General features: G+C 58.4%; 16 protein-coding genes and 3 pseudogenes. 15 read left to right on the forward strand and 4 right to left on the reverse strand.

From position 1 onward, the window contains the following. Window positions 1-221: 221 nt before the first annotated feature. The 9 genes from AGR1_RS27590 (at window position 222) to AGR1_RS27630 (ending at window position 11169) form a co-directional block, all read left to right on the forward strand. Window positions 222-1172 (forward strand): sugar ABC transporter permease, encoded by a 951-nt coding sequence (locus AGR1_RS27590; protein WP_149149087.1) that lies wholly within the window; start codon window positions 222-224, stop codon window positions 1170-1172. Window positions 1173-1175: 3 nt separating this feature from the next. After that, window positions 1176-2012 (forward strand): carbohydrate ABC transporter permease, encoded by an 837-nt coding sequence (locus AGR1_RS27595; protein WP_149149088.1) that lies wholly within the window; start codon window positions 1176-1178, stop codon window positions 2010-2012. 4 nt (window positions 2013-2016) lie between these two features. After that, complete coding sequence (locus AGR1_RS27600; RefSeq protein ID WP_080794568.1) at window positions 2017-3189, forward strand: glycoside hydrolase family 88 protein; 1173 nt, start codon at window positions 2017-2019, stop codon at window positions 3187-3189. Between the two features lie 13 nt (window positions 3190-3202). After that, window positions 3203-4312 carry a sn-glycerol-3-phosphate ABC transporter ATP-binding protein UgpC gene (gene ugpC / locus AGR1_RS27605; protein WP_149149089.1) on the forward strand — a complete coding sequence of 370 codons (1110 nt, stop codon included), beginning with the start codon at window positions 3203-3205 and terminating at the stop codon, window positions 4310-4312. 19 nt (window positions 4313-4331) lie between these two features. After that, window positions 4332-4967 (forward strand): DUF624 domain-containing protein, encoded by a 636-nt coding sequence (locus AGR1_RS27610; protein WP_246669763.1) that lies wholly within the window; start codon window positions 4332-4334, stop codon window positions 4965-4967. A gap of 117 nt (window positions 4968-5084) precedes the next feature. Then, window positions 5085-6365, forward strand: coding sequence for a sugar ABC transporter substrate-binding protein (locus AGR1_RS27615; protein ID WP_149149090.1), 1281 nt, complete (start codon window positions 5085-5087; stop codon window positions 6363-6365). A gap of 69 nt (window positions 6366-6434) precedes the next feature. After that, window positions 6435-8300 (forward strand): DUF2264 domain-containing protein, encoded by a 1866-nt coding sequence (locus AGR1_RS27620; protein WP_149149091.1) that lies wholly within the window; start codon window positions 6435-6437, stop codon window positions 8298-8300. Window positions 8301-8305: 5 nt separating this feature from the next. Next, the gene (locus tag AGR1_RS27625) at window positions 8306-9973 is read left to right on the forward strand and encodes an acyltransferase (RefSeq protein WP_149149092.1); all 1668 of its coding nucleotides are present in this window, start codon (window positions 8306-8308) and stop codon (window positions 9971-9973) included. A gap of 50 nt (window positions 9974-10023) precedes the next feature. Continuing rightward, complete coding sequence (locus AGR1_RS27630; RefSeq protein WP_003519654.1) at window positions 10024-11169, forward strand: alpha-hydroxy acid oxidase; 1146 nt, start codon at window positions 10024-10026, stop codon at window positions 11167-11169. A 48-nt stretch (window positions 11170-11217) separates the two neighbouring features. Here AGR1_RS27630 and AGR1_RS27635 read toward each other — a convergent pair whose 3' ends face one another. Further along, the gene (locus AGR1_RS27635) at window positions 11218-11553 is read right to left on the reverse strand and encodes a hypothetical protein (protein ID WP_080794581.1); all 336 of its coding nucleotides are present in this window, start codon (window positions 11551-11553) and stop codon (window positions 11218-11220) included. A gap of 239 nt (window positions 11554-11792) precedes the next feature. On the opposite strand from AGR1_RS27635, the gene AGR1_RS27640 reads away from it, so the two are divergent. Beyond that, window positions 11793-12734: a helix-turn-helix domain-containing GNAT family N-acetyltransferase gene (locus tag AGR1_RS27640; RefSeq protein WP_246669764.1), complete on the forward strand. Its 942-nt coding sequence runs from the start codon at window positions 11793-11795 to the stop codon at window positions 12732-12734. On the opposite strand, the pseudogene AGR1_RS27645 reads toward AGR1_RS27640, so the two are convergent. Both AGR1_RS27645 and AGR1_RS27650 read right to left on the reverse strand, forming a co-directional pair. After that, a pseudogene (locus tag AGR1_RS27645) lies at window positions 12720-12962 on the reverse strand (IS3 family transposase); the annotation flags it as partial. The gene AGR1_RS27640 and the pseudogene AGR1_RS27645 overlap by 15 nt on opposite strands. Before the next feature lie 214 nt (window positions 12963-13176). After that, the gene (locus AGR1_RS27650) at window positions 13177-14073 is read right to left on the reverse strand and encodes a LysR family transcriptional regulator (protein ID WP_080796504.1); all 897 of its coding nucleotides are present in this window, start codon (window positions 14071-14073) and stop codon (window positions 13177-13179) included. A 105-nt stretch (window positions 14074-14178) separates the two neighbouring features. Between AGR1_RS27650 and AGR1_RS27655 the strand changes: the two genes are divergently transcribed. The 4 genes from AGR1_RS27655 to AGR1_RS27670 are packed head-to-tail and all read left to right on the forward strand — an operon-like array spanning window position 14179 to window position 17905. Next, complete coding sequence (locus AGR1_RS27655; RefSeq protein WP_149149094.1) at window positions 14179-15261, forward strand: 4-oxalomesaconate tautomerase; 1083 nt, start codon at window positions 14179-14181, stop codon at window positions 15259-15261. A gap of 48 nt (window positions 15262-15309) precedes the next feature. Further along, a complete protein-coding gene (locus AGR1_RS27660; RefSeq protein WP_162927571.1) occupies window positions 15310-16311 on the forward strand; it encodes an ABC transporter substrate-binding protein in 1002 nt (333 codons plus the stop codon). Between the two features lie 9 nt (window positions 16312-16320). After that, window positions 16321-17142, forward strand: a complete 822-nt coding sequence (locus AGR1_RS27665) for an ABC transporter ATP-binding protein (RefSeq protein WP_080794585.1) — start codon at window positions 16321-16323, stop codon at window positions 17140-17142. After that, window positions 17129-17905 carry an ABC transporter permease gene (locus AGR1_RS27670; RefSeq protein WP_077984695.1) on the forward strand — a complete coding sequence of 259 codons (777 nt, stop codon included), beginning with the start codon at window positions 17129-17131 and terminating at the stop codon, window positions 17903-17905. Before AGR1_RS27665 ends, AGR1_RS27670 begins: the two co-directional genes overlap by 14 nt. A 160-nt stretch (window positions 17906-18065) precedes the next feature. On the opposite strand, the pseudogene AGR1_RS27675 reads toward AGR1_RS27670, so the two are convergent. Then, window positions 18066-18446: pseudogene (locus tag AGR1_RS27675) on the reverse strand (DUF4143 domain-containing protein); the annotation flags it as partial. Between the two features lie 127 nt (window positions 18447-18573). Between AGR1_RS27675 and AGR1_RS27680 the strand changes: the two are divergent. Further along, window positions 18574-18717: pseudogene (locus AGR1_RS27680) on the forward strand (IS66 family transposase); the annotation flags it as partial. Between the last annotated feature and the right edge of the window lie 244 nt (window positions 18718-18961).

Here is an 18961-nt window from a genome sequence, read left to right on the forward strand (position 1 = left end):
CAAACCTCCCGCGCGTTCCGCAATCCGATACAGGCCTCCTATCATACGTATTTTCGAAAAACCAGAAAATTTGTCTGACTTTATGCAAAGTTGTTTGACCAATATCGATATTGTGTTATCCAGAGCGCGGGAGGCGGCAGGGCAAAGACCTGGACCGCAATGGAACATGCAGGCAGCCGCCACCGATTAAGCGGTGAAACGGCGGCAATGGGAGATATGCTGTGGCAATCGCAACCGCGACCATGTCCGACAAGCAGGCGACTCCGTATCGCAGGAAAAAACGCCGCATCGTCTCCAAACGGCGGCGCGGAATAGAAAATGCGCTCGTCGCCTATTCCTTCATTGCTCCCAACTTTCTCGGCTTTGCGATTTTCACGCTCGGACCGATCCTCTTTGCCTTTGCGTTGGCCTTCATGCATTGGGACGGCTCCAATGCCATGCGTTTTGCCGGTCTCGATAATTTCTGGCGGCTTTTCGAGGATAAGGCCTTCATCGCGGCCTTCTGGAACACGGTCATCTACACAGTCGCGTCAGTGCCGGCCACGCTCGCCTGCGCACTCGGGCTTGCGATCCTGCTCAACCAGAAAATCCTCGGTCGCAATTTCTTCCGCACGGCCATGTTCTTTCCCTATGTCGCATCGCTGGTTGCCGTGGCCGTCGTCTGGAACATGATTTTCAATCCGGAGATGGGTCCGGTCAACATGCTGCTCTATACGCTCGGCCTCGATCCCGCCGACATACCGGGATGGGCGGCGGACCGGCACTGGGCCATGGTCACGGTCATTCTCTTCGGCGTGTGGAAGAGCATGGGTTATTACATGGTCATCTATCTTGCCGGGCTGCAGGGCATCAATTCGGAGCTTTATGAAGCCGCAGGGCTGGATGGGGCCAATGCCTGGCAGAAATTCATCCACGTCACCCTGCCACAGCTTGCGCCGACGACCTTTTTCGTCACCGTCATGCTGACGATCCAGTCCTTCAAGGTTTTCGATCAGGTCTATATGATCACGCAGGGCGGCCCCGGCACCTCGACGCTGGTTCTCGTCTATCACATCTACAATGAGGCCTTCATCTCCTGGGATCTCGGCTATTCCAGCATGATCGCGCTCGTCCTGTTCTTCCTGGTCCTGCTGGTCACCATCGTCCAGTTCAAACGGCAGCGGGAGGATTGATCCATGCGCATCATGGGCCGCAAAATCCCCGCCGCCACGATCGGTATCTATCTGACCGTCATCGTCGTCACCATCGTCATGCTTTTGCCCTTCGCATGGATGCTGTCGGCGTCGCTGAAACTCAGCCGCGATGTCTTCGCGTTCCCGATCGAGTGGATACCCTCTCGGCCCCGTTGGGAAAACTATGTGGAAATCTGGACGAAAATACCGCTGGCGCTGTTCATCTACAACACGTCGAAGCTGACGATCATCGTCACGCTACTGCAATTGCTGACCTCAAGCTTCGCGGCCTATGCCTTCGCCAAGCTGCATTTTCCCTACAAGAATACGTTGTTTCTCGGCTATATCGCCACCATCGCCATGCCCTGGCAGGTCTATATGGTGCCGCAGTTTCTGCTGATGCGCGAATTCGGGCTCAACAACACCCATCTCGCGCTGATTTTCCTGCAGGCCTTCACCGCCTTCGGCGTCTTCCTGATGCGGCAGTTCTACATGTCGATCCCGAACGAGCTTTGCGAGGCGGCGCGCATCGACGGCATGAACGAGTACCAGATCTGGGCGAAGATCATGCTGCCGCTTTCCAAACCGGCGCTTTCCACCTTGACGATCTTCACCTTCGTCACGACCTGGAATGATTTTCTCGGGCCGATGATCTATCTCACCAAGACCGAGCTGAAGACCATCCAGATCGGTCTTCGCATGTTCATTTCGCAATATTCGGCGGAATACGGGTTGATCATGGCCGCCTCGGTCGTGGCGCTCATCCCGGTTCTCGTCGTTTTCCTGGCATTGCAGCGCTTCTTCGTCGAAGGCGTCGCCTCCACCGGCCTCAAGGGTTGATTTCATGCTCGATTTGACCACGTCCCTTCCAACCCCGATCACCGCAGCGGAAATCGACGTAGCGCTGACGGCCGCCGTCGCGCAGGTCAGGCGCAATCTGCCTGAGTTCACCTATGCCGCGCAGAACCATTCGAGCGTGAAGAATTTTTACCCCGCAGTGGCAAACGACCAGTGGACCGCCGGTTTCTGGCCCGGCCAGATATGGCTCGCCTTCGAACATACCGGCGACAGGACCTTTCAGCATGCGGCGCAAATACAGGTGCAGAGTTTCCTGCACCGTATCGAAAGCCGCATCGAGACCGACCATCACGATATGGGTTTTCTCTATTCGCCCTCCTGCATCGCAGCATGGAAACTGGTGGGAGACGAGGATGGAAGGCGCGCGGCGCTGATGGCGGCGGACCAGTTGATGGAACGGTTCCAGCCGGTCGGGCAATTCATCCAGGCCTGGGGCCGCAGGGACAATCCCAACGAATATCGCTACATTATCGACTGCCTTTTGAACCTGCCGCTGCTTTATTGGGCGAGCCGTGAAACGGGCCGGGAAGACTACCGCACCGTGGCGCTTGCCCATGCCCGCACCACACTTGCCCATTCCGTCCGGCCGGACGATTCCACCTATCATACATTTTACATGGACCCGGAGACCGGCGCGCCGGTGCGCGGTGTGACCAAGCAGGGTTACAGCGACGAGAGTTACTGGGCCCGTGGACAGGCCTGGGGTATCGCCGGCATGGCCATTTCCTATCGTTATGAGCGTCTGCCCGCCTATCGCGACACCTTCGAGCGGCTTCTCGCCTTCTATCTTAAACGCCTGCCCGATGATCTCGTACCCTATTGGGACCTGATTTTTGCGGATGGCGATGGCGAACCGCGCGACAGCTCGGCGGCGGCCATCGTCGCCTGCGGCCTCCTGGAAATGGCGGAGCTGGAAACGCCGGAAAAGGCCGCGGAATATCGCGACCTGGCAAGGCGCATGGTGAAAAGCCTCGCCGATGTCTATTCGGTTCGCGATCCCGCGATCTCCAACGGGCAGCTTCTGCACGGCACCTATTCCAAGAAGACGCCCCACAACACCTGCCGGGGCGAAGGCGTCGATGAGTGCGTCTCCTGGGGCGATTATTATTATCTGGAAGCGCTGATCCGGCTTTCGCGCAACTGGTCTTCCTATTGGTGAGCGCGAGGCACAGATGGCTAGCATTTCCCTGAAAAAACTCAACAAGACCTTCGGCGCGCTCAAGGTCGTTCACGATATCGATCTGGATATTGCCGACAAGGAATTCATCATTCTGGTCGGCCCTTCCGGGTGCGGAAAATCCACGACGCTCAGGATGATCGCCGGGCTGGAGGAAATCTCCGGCGGTGAGTTGCGCATCGGCGAGGACCTGATGAACGATGTGCCCTCCAAGGACCGCGACATCGCCATGGTGTTCCAGAACTATGCGCTTTACCCGCATATGACGGTCTACAAGAACATGGCCTTCGGTCTGGAACTCAGAAAGGCGCCGCGCCATCTCATCGACACCAAGGTCAAGGATGCGGCGAAAATTCTCGACATCGGCCATCTCTTGAACCGAAAGCCGAAAGCGCTTTCCGGCGGCCAGCGCCAGCGTGTCGCGCTTGGCCGCGCCATGGTGCGCAATCCGGAAGTCTTTCTGCTCGATGAGCCGCTTTCCAATCTCGACGCCAAGCTGCGCGGAACGATGCGGTCGGAAATCTCCAAATTGCACAAGCGGCTGGACGCCACCTTCATTTACGTCACCCACGATCAGGTGGAAGCCATGACCATGGCGGACCGCATCGTGGTGATGAAAGATGGCCATATCCAGCAAGTGGATACGCCGCAAAACCTCTACGACCGGCCGATCAACATGTTCGTCGCGGGCTTCATCGGCGCGCCGCAGATGAACATGCTGCCGGTAACGCTGCGCCGCGACGGCGACCGCTTCACCGCCCTGTTCGACGGCGCTTCCCTGCCTCTGCCGGCAGGCATCGATACCGCGCGCCTGCTCCCCTATGAAGGAAAGGACATCGTTCTCGGCATCCGCCCGGAAAACTTCCACGAATTCGCCCCGGCGGATATCGACGCCGCCAATGTCGCACCCTTCCGGGCGACGGTGGAACTGGCGGAGCCGATGGGATCGGAGGTGCATCTCAACCTCGTCTCCGGCGGGCGAAACCTCGTCGCGCGCGTCTCACCGCGTTTCAGGGCGAAGATCGGCGATCCCGTCGAACTGGTGGCGGATCTGACGAATGCACAGCTTTTCGATCCCGCCACCGAGCGATCGATCCTTTATTGAGGCGACGGGGAGAAACGCGATGCAATGGCTGGAAGGCTTATGGACAAGGGAAGGGGCCGGGATCGACAAGAACGCCCCGCCGCTGACCGGCCTTGCCCTGTTCCTCGATATCGTCAAGCGCGAATGGTGGGAGATGGTGAAGCTCAACCTCCTCTTCATCATCGCCAGCCTGCCGGTGGTGACGATGCCAGCGGCGATGCTGGCCACGGCCCGCATCTCAGTTTCCTTCGCAAATGACGAGAATACCTATCTGCTGCGCGACTTTCTCGAGGCCTTGCGGAAGTTCGCCCTTCGCGGCACCGCACTTGTGGTTTTGAGCGCGCTGCTGGTGAGCGCCGGTGTTTACGCGACTGTCAGCTATGCCGGGGCCGCCCGGCTTCAGCTCGTTTATAGCCTGCCCTTTACGATCAGTCTGGCAGTGACGCTGCTTCTCATCCTTCTCAGCGCCTACGCCATTGTTCTCATGGCGAGACAGGACCTGCCGCTTGGAGAAACGCTGCGGCAGGCGGCATTTTCCGCGCTCATCAGACCGTTGCCGATGCTGGCGGCGCTCGGCTTCGTCACAGCGCTGTGGATCGCACACATCCTCTTTTATCCGGTGTCGGTGTTCATGCCGGCCACCATCAATTTTTCGCTCGGCATGTTCACCCTGTGATTCGCAGCGAGAAACGCTGCAGCGAAAACACGCGCGCCGAAACCCGAACCGGCGGGGAGCGGCGCTTAAGGCAGACTAAAATCAAAACGACATCAGTCAGGGAAGGAGAAACGGGCTATGGAGTTTAAGACAACCAGACGTGCATTTGCTCTCGCAACCGCCGGTCTCGGCATTGCGATCGGCATGGGAGGAACGGCGCTTGCTGCGGGCGATGCGCCCGTCACGCTTAAATGGGCGCTTTGGGATTTGGACAAGGGCGCTTATTTCAAACCCTTGATGGAGGCCTACAAGCAGAAACATCCGAATGTGACGTTCGAGGTGGTCGACCTCGGCTCACAGGACTATACGCAGATGATATCCACGCAGCTGACCGGCGGCTCCAAGGATATCGACGTCGTCACCATCAAGGACGTGCCCGGCTACGCCAATCTGGTGCGCGCCGGCAACATCACCGATCTCAGCGGCTTCATCAAGGACCAGAAGATCGAGACGGCGCCCTATGGCGGCCTGATCGAGGAACTGACCATCGACGGCAAGATTTACGCCCTGCCGTTCCGCTCGGATTTCTGGGTGGTCTATTACAACAAGGATATTTTCGACAAGGCCGGCGTGCCCTACCCCACCAATGACATGAGCTGGGCGCAGTTCGATGAAATCGCCGGCAAGCTGAAGGGCGGCATGGGCGCCAACCGCACCTATGGCGCGCTGCTGCACACCTGGCGTTCGACGGTGCAGCTGCCCGGTATTCAGGACGGCAAGCACACGCTGGTGGACGGTAATTATGAATTCCTGAAACCCTGGTATGAGCGTGCGCTTGCCCTGCAAAAGAGCGGCGCGATACCGTCCTACGCCTCGCTGAAAACCTCGAATACCCATTATTCCGCTCTGTTCTTCAACGGAACGATCGGCATGCTGCCCATGGGCACATGGTTTGTCGGCACCCAGATTGCCAAGGTGAAATCCGGCGAGTCGAAAAGCGCCAACTGGGGCATCGTGAAGTTCCCCCATCCGGATGGTGTGCCGGCAGGGGCGACGGCCGCGCAGATTGCAGGATTGTCGGTCAATGCCAATTCCGACCACAAGGAAGCGGCGCTGGATTTCATCCACTTCGTTACCGGACCTGAGGGTGCGGCGATCATCGCCTCCACCGGCACTTTCCCTGCGCTCAGAACCGATGATGTGGCCGAGAAGATCGCAGCGCTGCCGGGCTTCCCGCAGGATCAGAACAGCAAGGACGCGCTGCAGGCGGGCAAGGCTTATCTGGAAATGGCGGTCAACCCGAATGCGGCCAAGATCGAAGTCGTCCTGAACCGCGTGCATGACGCGCTGATGACCGACAATATCTCCATCGATGACGGCATCAGGGACATGAATGACGGCGTCAAGGCCATCAAATAATTGCCACAGGGCCGCGGGCGATGAGCCTGCGGCCCTTCCTTCGATCATGAATTCCGGACATTCGTCACCGTGCCTCACGAGACCGCCACAGCCAATCCGCTCTTTCACAATCCGCTTCTCGGCAGGGACGATCTCGCAAAGGCGGTGATCGATCTCTTCAACCCGCTGCTTGCCTGCTTTTCACCCGGCGGCGCGCGTGTCCGACTTGGAGCAACGGGGGCGATTTTCGATTTTCCTGCGGCGGAACTGGAGGGCTTTGCCCGGCCACTATGGGGCATCGTTCCACTTGTCGCCGGCGGTTATGACTTTCCCCACTGGGATCTCTACAGGCGTGGACTGGCCAATGGCGCCAACCCCGCCCACCCCGAATATTGGGGCGACACGGCTGATCGGCACCAGCGGCTGGTCGAGCTGGCGGCGATAGGGTTTGCGCTCGCCATGGTTCCCGAACATATCTGGGAGCCGCTTGCCCAAACGGACAGGCAGGCTGTCGCCGCCTATCTTCTTGCCGCCCGCGAGCGGGAATTCGTCGACAATAACTGGAAATTCTTCCGGGTTTTGATCGATCTCGGGCTGGAACGGGTCGGTGTGGAATTCGACCGCGCCAAGACCCAAACCTATCTCGATGAACTCGAGGCTTTCGATATCGGCAACGGCTGGTATCGCGACGGGCCGGTGCGCCGGGTCGACCACTATATTCCCTTCGCCATGCATTTTTACGGCCTGATCTATACGGTGCTGGCGAAAGGCGACGACGTGCGAAAAATGCGGCTCCTCGAACGCTCGCGCATTTTCACCCGTGACATACGCCACTGGTTCGGGCCTGACGGGGCCTCGCTCGCTTTCGGACGCAGCCAGACCTACCGTTTTGCGGCGGGCGGTTTCTGGGGCGCTCTTGCCTTTTCCGGTCTCAAGGCGCTGCCGTGGCCGGAGATCAAGGGCTATTACATGCGCCATATCCGCTGGTGGTCGAAGCGGCCTATCGCGGACCGCGACGGCGTCCTGTCGGTCGGATATGGCTACCCAAATCTACTGATGAGCGAGAGCTACAATTCTCCCTGCTCGCCCTATTGGGCGCTCAAATTTTTCCTGCCGCTGGCGCTGCCCGCCGATCACCCATTCTGGACCGCGGAAGAGGCCGAACCGCAGGAATTTGCCGAACCGGTTCCCTTGGCGGAGCCGGGTATGGTGGCCTTTCATACGCCGGGCAATATCGTGGTCCTGTCCTGCGGGCAGCAGCACGACAGGATGCGCGGCGCGCAGGAAAAATACTCGAAATTCGTCTATTCCACCCGTTATGCCTTCAATGTCGAGGCGGATGACCGGCATTTCGCTGCCGCGAGTTTCGACGGCATGCTCGGCCTTTCCGACGATGGCGTGCATTTGCGCACCCGCGAGACGATGGAAGAGGCGTTGATCGCCCAAGACTGCCTCTATTCCCGCTGGCGGCCATGGGCGGATGTCGAGATCGAGACCTGGCTCGTGCCACAAAACCCCTGGCACATAAGGCTGCACCGCATCCGCACCCCGCGCCCCTTGCAAACATCGGAAGGCGGATTTGCCATAGAGCGGGCCGATTTCAATCGCGACCGCACCGAGGCGGGTGAAGGTCGCGCCGTCTGTTACGGACAGACTGACACCAGCCTCATCGTCGATCTTTCGGCTGGCATTCGGCGCGAAGGCGTGTGCCATCAGGCAATCGCCAATACCAACCTCATCCATGCCAGAACCCTTGTTCCGCAATTGCGCGGCGCCATCGCATCCGGCGAAACGCTGTTGGTGACGGCGGCCATGGCACTACCGGCCGGTAAAGAAGCGGAGGCCGCATTGGCTGTCCTCCCCGAAAGTCCAGATCTCCCGAGGCTGGAAGAGATGTTCAGGCGGCAGGGGCGCCGCGTTCCCGCCTATGCTCTCGATGAGAACCGCGCAGGCTGACGGAGATGACAGACGAAGTATCGAGCTTTGCGCAAAGGTCGGATCGGCTGAACATCCTGACCTGGGAGCGGAAGCAGGAGGATATCGACGGCCCCGACCATCAGGCGCGGCTGCGTAGCCTCGAGCGCTCTGCAAACGCCGGTTTCGGGCAGGGCGTCTACATCGCCGCCAGGGCCGAGGTGCATACGGATAGACTCCTTATGGGTGCGCATTCGTGGATCGCCGGTTACGCAATCGTGCGCGGCGATATCGAACTCGGCGAAAATGTCTCGATCAACCCCTATGCCTGTCTTTCCGGCAAAGTGAGGATCGGCAACGGCGTGCGCATCGCCTCACATGTCAGCATCGTCGGCTTCAACCATGGCTTCGACGACATTGAAACTCCAATCTATCGCCAGCCGCTGACCTCACTCGGGATAGAGATCGGCGACGACGTCTGGATCGGCGCCAATGCGGTTGTGCTTGACGGTGTGAAGATAGGGCGCGGCGCTGTTGTCGCCGCAGGCGCGGTAGTGGCGAAGGACATTCCCGCCATGGCCATTGCAGGCGGCGTTCCCGCCCGGGTTCTGCGATATCGCGGAGAAAAAGCGGCCGCGCCGACGCTGATGGAACCCGATAGCCCGCTGCGAGAACTCGGCAAGGAGATTGCGGACGACTGGCTTGCGGCCATCCGCTCCTATGGCGAGGATGGCGTCTATCATTCCGCCGATGCATCCGGCGATGAGGTCGAAAGCGTCAGGCATCTGTGCGATGCCATCGAGATCGCAGCAGCCTTCGGACAGGAAAAGATCGCTTTCGATACCGGAAAAACCGTGGCCAATCTTCAGGCCTTGCAGGATCAAGAAACGGGGCTTTTTCTTAACCGTCACCACCGCTCTTCTACATCTCCCGAGAAGGACCCTGCCGTCCTCTATAATATTCTGGCTGTCGGATATGCGCTTGAATGTTTCGGAGCTGCGCCAAAACAGCCGATCGCTTTCGTGGAGCGTTTGCGCGCTGAAGAACTCATCCTCCTGCTGGAAGAATTGCCGTGGCAAAGCCGGGCATGGCATTGCGGCGCCACAATAGACGCCATCGCGACCGCGCTTTATTTCAACAGGCGCTATTTCACATCCGGCGACAACCTCACCGTTCTCTCCGGCTGGCTGGCGATGAATGCGGATAAAACCACCGGGCTTTGGGGTGAGCCGACTGCCGCGCAGGGCCTGCTGCAACCGGTCAACGGTTTTTACCGGCTTACCCGCGGCTCTTACGCGCAGTTCGGCCTGCCCCTTCCCTATCCGGACGCAGCAATAGACTCCGTTATCGCCAATTATCGTGCCTATGGCGGTTTCCATGGCGCGGATTTTAATGCCTGCAACCTGCTCGATACGATCCATCCGCTTCTTTTGTGCCTGAAACAGACGGATCACCGGCAGGACGAGGCGAAGGAGATAGCCCGCGAGATTCTGCGCCGAAATGAGGGACGCTGGCAAAGGAACAGAGGATTTGCCTTTGCCGAGGGGCATCCGGCCGGGCTGCAGGGCACGGAAATGTGGATGTCGGTTCTCTGGCTTTCAGCGAAGCTTCTCGGCGCGGAACATCTCCTGCCGTTCCGACCTCGCGGCATCCATCGCTTCGAGCCTGCGGAAATCGTCCGTGGCCTGATTGCCCGCTCCAAATCTCCGGTATAGGTTTCCGACACTCTTTTGAAAGCTTTCAAACCGGACCGGTCGAGTAAAAGATGCAACTCAAAGACTGCTATAATTTCCACGATTTTCGCCGCATGGCAAAACAGCGTCTGCCCGGACCGATCTTCAATTATATAGACGGCGCCGCCGATGACGAGGTGACGTATCGGCGAAACACGGCCGCCTTCGAAAAATGCGATCTCGTTCCCGATGTGCTGCGGGGCGTGGCCGATGTGGATATGTCGGTCACCGTCATGGGGCAGAAGCTGTCCATGCCGGTCTATTGTTCGCCGACGGCGCTGCAACGCCTCTTCCACCATCAGGGGGAACGGGCGGTTGCGGCAGCGGCGGGAAAATATGGCACGATGTTCGGCGTTTCTTCGCTCGGCACCACGAGCCTGGAAGAAGCGCGCCGGATCAGCGGCGGCCCGCAGGTCTATCAGTTCTATTTCCACAAGGACCGAGGCCTCAACCGCGATATGATGGCGCGCGCCAAGAGCGCCGGTGTCGAGACGATGATGCTGACGGTGGACAGTATTACCGGCGGCAACCGCGAACGCGACAAGCGCACCGGCTTTGCCATTCCATTCAAGCTCAATCTTTCCGGCATCGCGCAATTTGCCATCAAACCGGCCTGGGGCATCAATTACCTGACGCATGAGCGCTTCAGCCTGCCGCAGCTCGACGACCACATTAAAATGGACGGCGGCGCTCTTTCCATCAGCCGCTATTTCACCGACATGCTCGACCCTTCGATGAACTGGGACGATGTGGCGCAGATGGTGCGCGAATGGGGTGGGCCTTTCTGCCTAAAAGGCATCATGTCGGTGGATGACGCCAGACGCGCCGTCGAGATCGGCTGCAGCGGCATCGTGCTTTCCAATCACGGCGGCCGCCAGCTCGACGGCTCCCGCAGCGCCTTCGATCAGCTTGCCGAGATCGTCGATGCGGTCGGCGACCGGATTGATGTGATGATGGATGGTGGCGTGCAGCGCGGCACCCATGTTCTGAAAGCACTGTCTCTCGGCGCAAAAGCCGTGGGGCTCGGCCGCTATTACCTTTTCCCCTTGGCTGCTGCCGGGCAACCGGGCGTGGAAAGAGCGCTCGAGTTGATGCGCATCGAAATCGAGCGCGGCATGAAACTGATGGGCTGCACCTCCGTCGATCAGCTGACACGCCGGAACCTTCGGTTTCGCTGAACAAGCTGGACGTTAGAAAAGAGCTGGGCGAAGCGCGGTCGCAACCGACTACGTGAAACCGCATGTCATTTCAGCCGCGTTTCGTCGCTGCTCCTGAAGCGCCATACTGATGTTCCAAACGAGCGCCAGACAAACAAGCCCGCAAAAGCAGGCTGAAATCAGCGAGCGATGACGCTTGGCTCCGGAGAGAAACATCCAGCCGATAATTGCATAAACCGCAAGCACCGGCACCCCGGTAATCAGAACGGTTATAGGGCCATCGCAATCGACGGCCGCGACGCCAATGGCGCGATATTCGTTCGAGGTTGTCACCAGGCCGAGGGCGGCAACGGGAAACATGGCGGCTAAAACTGCATAACGGAAAAATCGGGGCGTGTCGGGCATGCCTGCTCCTAGCCTAGCCGGATAATCACCTGCCGCAAGCGGCGCAGGTGAAGTCCTACCGCGCGATCTCAGCGAATATCCACCTTGCCGATAATATCGGTTTAGCCGCCATTGTCGGCGACCGGAAGAGCAGATTGCCCGCTTTTGTTGAGAAAGCCAGCCTTTTACGTCGGGGGCAATCTTGGCAAATCAGGCGGATTATGATTATGGTTGCATTATGCAACCATAATGGATTGAACGTGTCCCAACAACCCTTCCCCATAAGCGACATCCGTTCAGCCTCCCGCCGGCTCGTCCGCGAACTCGGCTTCTTGGGGGGAGACTTTGCCGGCACCGATCTGTCGCCCTCAGCCGTGCACGCCCTGATCGAGATCGAGGCGCGCCCCGGCATCACGGCACGGGATCTGGGAAAACATCTGCGGCTTGAAAAATCGAGCGTCAGCCGCATGCTGCGCAAGCTCGTCCTTTCGGGCGATGTCCGCGAAGAAGCGGATGGAGGGGACAGTCGCATCAAGCGGCTGCGCCTTACGGGACAGGGGCAAGAACAGGCGGGCGCCATTCATGGCTTCGCCAACAGGCAGGTCTCCGCCGCCCTGACGCAGCTTACGCCGGCGAATGCTCACACGATCCTCCAAGGGCTTCGCCTTTACGCCGATGCGCTGGGAGACAGGACCGATACCGTTGCTCCCTCCATAGAGATACTGGAGGGATACAGGCCCGGCATCATCGCCCGGATAACACAGATGCACGCGCTTTATTACGCCCGGACATCCGGCTTCGGCCAGCGTTTCGAATCCGTCGTGGCCGAAGACCTCGCCGCTTTTTGCAACCGGCTCGAAAAACCGAGAAATGCGATCTGGGTCGCAATGCGCGGACATGAGATCATCGGCTCCGTCGCTATCGATGGCGAAGATCTCGAAGCGGATATTGCGCATCTGCGCTGGTTCATCGTTGACGACGGCATGCGCGGCGGCGGTGTCGGACGCAGGCTGCTGGAAACCGCGCTGGCTTTCGTCGACGAAAGGAACTTTGCCGAAACCAATCTCTGGACATTCAAAGGCCTCTTGGCTGCACGGCACCTTTACGAAGCCCATGGCTTCAAATGCGCCGAGGAAAATCCGGGCAGCCAGTGGGGAAGCGAGGTTCTGGAACAGCGCTTTGTCCGGTCACGGCCCGAATGATCCTTGAACCGCACAAACGAGCGCAATCTGCTGTTTTTCGAACTCGACGGGCGACAGCATCCCGTTTCTGACATGTTTGCGCTTCGGGTTGTAGAACATCTCGATGTAGTCGAACACGTCCTGACTGGCTTCGTCTCTTGAGCGATAAACCTTTCGGCATACCTGCTCCCGCTTCAACAGATTGAAGAAGCTCTCGGCCACGACATTGACAGGGCAGTTGCCCCGTCGGCACCCTCCACTTCAAGAGGGGGTATCCTCGCTGCGAGGCAAATGATCAGATAGTCACCGCGCTAAATTGGCGAGCGCTGGTCGCGGAACGACCGCGGGCGATCTCGTGCTTAGAACCAACAGCAATAGCTCGACACTACTCCAAAGTGGCCGGATGCTCGCGAACAATCTCCCGCATCAGGGCCTGAGGTTTAGACCGCACGAGGCTGTAAAATTAATGTGTTTTCCATGTTCTCAACAGCATTTCCACGAATTTTTCCGCCGCCGGAGACAGCGCGTTACTCCTTCTCCGCACGATGCCGATCGTACGGGAAACCACCGGGTTGACGATCGGCCGGGTGATAAGGAATGGGTGATCGCCCTGCGGCGTTGCCAACCGCGGCAGGACGGAAATCCCAAGTCCAGCTTCTACGAGACCGAGCGATGTGTTCAGGTGCGTCACCTCATAAAACCAGTTCAATTTTAGATTGCATCGCGCAAGCGCGCTGTCGAGAAGCGTCCTGTTGCCACTTGAGCGGTCCACGACAACCAGCGGAAAGGCCTCCAGCTGGTCCCACTCGATTGTCTCGAAAGCTGCCAGAGGGTGGTCTTTCCTCATCGCCAGCACGAAGGGGTCATCGATAAGGGGCTCGAATGAAAGCTCGGGATCGGAATTGCCCATCAGGTTGATGCCGAATTCCACCTCGCCTCTGGCGACCGCCTGAAGACCTTCATTGGCTGTCAAATCCCTGATCCGCAGCCTTATGTGGGGATATTGCTGGCTGAAGGTCTTGATGACGGTGGGAAGAAAGTAAAAGGCGGCGGTCGGAACACAGGCCATGGTGATAAGCCCGCGCCGTTGCGCGCCGTCCTTCATGGCAAAAAGCGATCCGTCAAATTCCTCGAGCATACGCCGAACGAGCGGCATGACTTCCTGTCCCATGGCGGTGGGGGCAACGTGGCGTGTCGTTCTTTCCAGAAGGGGCGCCCCGATCGCCTGCTCCAGTTTCTGGATACGGCGGGTGAGCGCCGGTTGCGAGATGTGAAGCGCCTCGGCGGCCCTGTGGAAACTTGCGAGTTCAACCACCGCTTGAAATGCGCGCAGATCCAGAATTTCACAATTGATGCTCATATCGCAATAAAACTCCAAAACATTGCATTTAACAGATTAGACTCTTTTGCTCATATTGCAACAACACGGCGCATTGATCCGCCAAATGCAATATTGAGGCAACCCATGAACGATCTGCTGAAGATACCCTGTGTGCTGATGCGCGGTGGAACGTCGCGTGGACCGTTCTTTCTCGCATCCGATCTTCCCCGTGATCGAGCAGACCGGGACGCGGCCCTTCTTTCCATCATGGGGTCAGGTCATCCGTTGCAGATCGACGGTATTGGCGGGGGCAATCCAGTCACGTCCAAAGTTGCGATCATCGGCCCTTCCACGGTCGGAGGCGCCGACATTGATTATCTGTTCGCACAGGTTCGCACCGACAGGCAGTATGTGGACTATTCGCCAAACTGCGGAAACATGCTGGCCGCTGTCGGCCCTTTTGCCATCGAAGCGGGACTTGTCGAAGCACGGGGCAAGGATACTCTTGTGAGAATCCATAACGTGAATACCGGCAAGCTGATCGAGGCGAAAGTTCCGACACGCGGTCGTGAGGTTATTTATCTCGGCGACGCCTCGATCGACGGCGTTCCGGGTCTGGCGGCGCCAATCGCATTGACATTCATGGATGCAGCAGGTGCGAAGACCGGCAAGCTGCTACCAACTGGAAAGCCGGTTGATCTGATCGATGGCGTCAACGTGACGGCCATAGACTGTGCCATTCCGATGGTTCTCATCCGCGCACCCGATCTCGGCGTGACGGGGTACGAGGATCCGCAAACCCTGAGCGCTCACAAGGACCTCATCGCACGGATGACCCGCATCCGCATCGAGGCTGGAAAGTTGATGGGAATGGGTGATGTCAAAGACATGGTCATTCCGAAACCGGTGCTCGTTGCGCCCGCCCGCAGAGGCGGCACTCTCTCGGTACGGTATTTCATGCCCAACGAGTGTCATCCTGCACTGGCAACGACCGGTGCTGTTGGCATCGCAACCGCGGCTGTCACCAAAGGCTCGGTCGCTTATGATATGATTGGAGGCCTTTCGGTGCCAACCCAGATCCGCATCGAACATCCCGCAGGCTGCCTCGACGTGCAGCTGGAGATGCGAAACGGAGCAATAACGGCCGGACTTGTAAGAACGGCGCGCAGGCTTTTCGAAGGCTTCGCCTTTGCCAAACCAACCGCTGCGATTGAAGACGCAGCCTAGACGCGGCCATAGTGGCGCAAAATATAGTTAAACCGGGAGGAGACCCTTATGCGTAAATATCTGCTTGCAACCGCCGCGCTCTGTGCGCTGGCAGCATCTGCCAATGCCGAATCCGTCAGGATGAGCGTTGGCTCGTACAACCTCAACAACCTGCCTTTCCCCGTGGCCGCCAGTCTCGGCTTCTACAAGGAGGAAGGCCTTGATGTAACGACCGAGAACTTTGCCCAAGGCGGGTCGAAGGTCCTGCAGGCGCTTGTCGCGGGTTCCACGGACGTTGCCGTGGGCTTCTACGATCATACGATCCAGATGCAGTCGCAGAACAAGCATGTGGTCGGCTTCGTGCAGCTTGCCCGTAACTCGGGCCTGGTTCTCGCCGGCAAGAACGACACGGACTTCGATCCGGCCAAGCCCGAGACGATCAAGGGCAAGAAGGTCGGCATCACGTCGCCCGGCTCCTCCTCGGACTTCTTCATTCGCTATTACATGAAGCAGCATGATCTCAGCGACAACGACATCTCCATCATCGGCGTCGGTTCGGGTGCTGCAGCCGTTGCCGCTCTTCAGCAGGGCAAGATCGACCTGCTCGTCAATTACGATCCTGCCGCGACCATCGTCGTGGAACGCGGACTGGGCAAGATCCTCATCGATGCCCGTAGCGATCAGGGCGCTAAGGATGTCTATGGCGGCATCTATCCGACATCGGTCCTTTACGCGACGCAGGATTATATCGATGCCAATCCAGAAGTGGTTCAGAAAGTCACCAACGCGACGGTTCGGGCGCTGCACTGGATGAAGCAGCATTCTGCGGAAGAAATCGTCGCGAAGCTTCCCGATGATTTCGTGTCCGGCGACAAGCAGACCTACATCAAGGCTGTCGAAGCAGCCAAGGCGATCTTCTCCGAAGACGGCAAGTTCGAGCCTGCCGATCTCGAAACGCCGCTTTCCGTTCTGAAAAGCTTCAATGATGCGGTTGCCAAGGCGACGATCGATCTCAACACCACCTACACCAACAAGTTCGTCGAGGCTGCTGCCTCGAAGGCCGCAAACTGAGAGGCCGCCATGTCTTCGCCAGCCAGAAAGCTAGAACCCGTGACGGAACTGAAGCCCCCGCCGATGGTAGCAATCGATGATGTGACCATGGCGTTCGGTTCGTTTGTTGCCGTACAAAACGTAAATCTCAAGGTCGGCGATGGCGAGTTTCTCTCCATCGTTGGGCCTACGGGATGCGGAAAGTCCACCATTCTCAACGCCATTGCGGGCCTGTTGAAGCCAGCGCATGGCAAGGTTTCCATCGACGGTTCGCTCGTCAAGGGCGTGCAGAACAACATCGGATATCTGTTCCAGCAGGACGCGCTTCTTCCCTGGAAGACAGCGTTTCAGAATGTCGAGCTTGGCTTGATGTTCCGCGGCGTTCCCGAAAATGAGAGGCGCGCCAAGGTTCAGTCCTGGCTTGAAAAGGTCGGCCTGAAGGGATTCGGAGACCGCTTTCCGCACCAGCTCTCCGGTGGGCAGCGCAAACGCGTGCAGATGGCGCAGGCACTCATCACCGAGCCGAAGGTCATCCTCATGGACGAACCCTTCTCCGCATTGGATATCCATACCCGCCACCTTATGCAGAACGAATTGCTGCGCCTGTGGCAGGAGGACCGCCGTGCGGTGGTCATGATCACCCATGATCTGGAAGAGGCGATTGCGCTCGGAGACCGGGTTGTTGTTCTCGCCGCTGGCCCGAAAAGCCGCGTCATCGAGAGCTTCCCTGTCGATCTTGAACGTCCCCGCAACGTTGCGGAAATCAAGCTCGATCCAAAATTCATGACGCTCTATCGCGATATATGGGCGTCCCTGCGTGGCGAAGTGGAGAAAAGCTATGCAAGCCGTTAATGTTCGTATCATCCAGGTCGTTCTTCTGGTCGTGCTTTTGGGAGGCTGGCAGCTCGGTGTCACCTCGGGCGCCATCGACCGCTTCTTCTTTCCGGCACCCTATGACATCGTCAAACAGGTGATTGACTGGGTTGCCGATGCCGGTTTTTACAAGCATGTCGGCATCACGCTGAGCGAAACGGTGCTTGGCTATCTCATCGGTACAGGTCTCGGCGTCGGCGCCGGCGTCTGGCTGGGCCTCAGCCCCTTCGTCGCCCGGGTGCTTGATCCGTTCATCAAGGCCGTGAACGCCATTCCGCGTGTGGTTCTGGCTCCGATCTTCGTGCTGTGGCTCGGTCTCGGCCTGTGGTCGAAAGTTGCGCTTGCGGTTACGCTCGTTTTCTTCGTCACTTTCTTCAACGCCATGCAGGGCGTGCGCGAAGTGAATCCGGTCGTGCTTTCCAATACTCGCATTCTTGGCGCCAAGCGTTCGGATCTGCTGCGTCACGTCTATTTCCCCGCTGCGGCGAGCTGGATTCTGTCGTCGCTGCGCACCTCCGTCGGATTTGCCGTGGTCGGCGCAATCATCGGCGAATATCTGGGAGCTTCCGCTGGCCTCGGTTATCTAATCGCCCGCTCGGAAGGCAACTTCGATGCCGTCGGCGTCTTCGCGGGCATCATCATCCTGGCGGTCTTCGTTCTTGTTATTGACCTCATTCTGGATTTTGCGGAGAAGAGGTTGATTACCTGGCGGCCCAATGCAGGCGAGGAGCGTCCCGCGTAAGCGGAATGAAACAAGACTATTTCCATCGGGGCGGCCAGTCGGCCGGCCCGCTTTTTCTTTAGGGACGTTGCTACACTTATCCCATCGGTCGCTTGCGCTCCAGTTTTCATCGCCACACTTCCAAAAATTCTGGGGTGCGAAGCCCCAATCGAATTCCCGGTTAACGCCACAACGCCGCGATTGGGACAGCGGATAGCCGCTCTCCGAACGGGATCACCTTGTCATGGTCGTACATGACAATGCCTGAAACAAATCGTTCCCTTGTTGCTTCAGCCAATATTCGCAGTCCAGAGAAATCGGAATTCGTCACGGATGACGCCGCTTTGATCTCGATACCGACAATCCTTCCCCGCCTATCTTCGACAACGATATCGACTTCATTTTGCTGCTTGTCACGAAAATGGGAAAACTCAAATCGGATATCCGCGGCGCTGGCAAGTTTCAGGATTTCCCCAAAAACAAATGTCTCCAACAACGGGCCAAACAACCCCCTATCATGTCGGAGTCGGTTAAGAGACAGGTCACGCAGAGATGCAAGAAGACCGGAATCTGTTGGTTTCCACGCGGAACTGAGCCGGTTTTTCCACCGAGAAGTGAGCCACCTCTGAGTATGGTTTTCTGATCAGGGTTTGGTCAAGGGATTGGCCTTTTCTCCTCTCTTCTGTGCTGCTGCGGAGACGGTGGAACTGATGGCGAAGCTCTGGCAGGAGGAAGAAACGGCCCGCGGCCAAAGCCCTGACGCCCGTGTCACCGTGCGCCAGGCGACATCTGCTGCGGTTGTCACGGAACTCCTCGCCCTCCGGCAGGACACCAACCATGAGCGTCACAACGAACTTGTAGAATGGTGGGGCGACGCACACTACGATCCGGTCGACGTCGACGCCACCAATCTCGGCAAAAACGTCGAGGCTCTAGCCGCAAAATGAAAGCGAAGATCGCGCAAAAAAACTGACACTGCGTGTCCTCGGCGAATGTTTACGCCATGGCAGTAGATAGCGTTATTGATTTTTGACCAGCCACAGCGAATGCAAAAAGGGCTCCGCGTTTCCTTGGAGC

It is taken from the genome of Agrobacterium sp. B1(2019) (assembly GCF_008274755.1).
Taxonomy (GTDB): domain Bacteria; phylum Pseudomonadota; class Alphaproteobacteria; order Rhizobiales; family Rhizobiaceae; genus Agrobacterium; species Agrobacterium salinitolerans.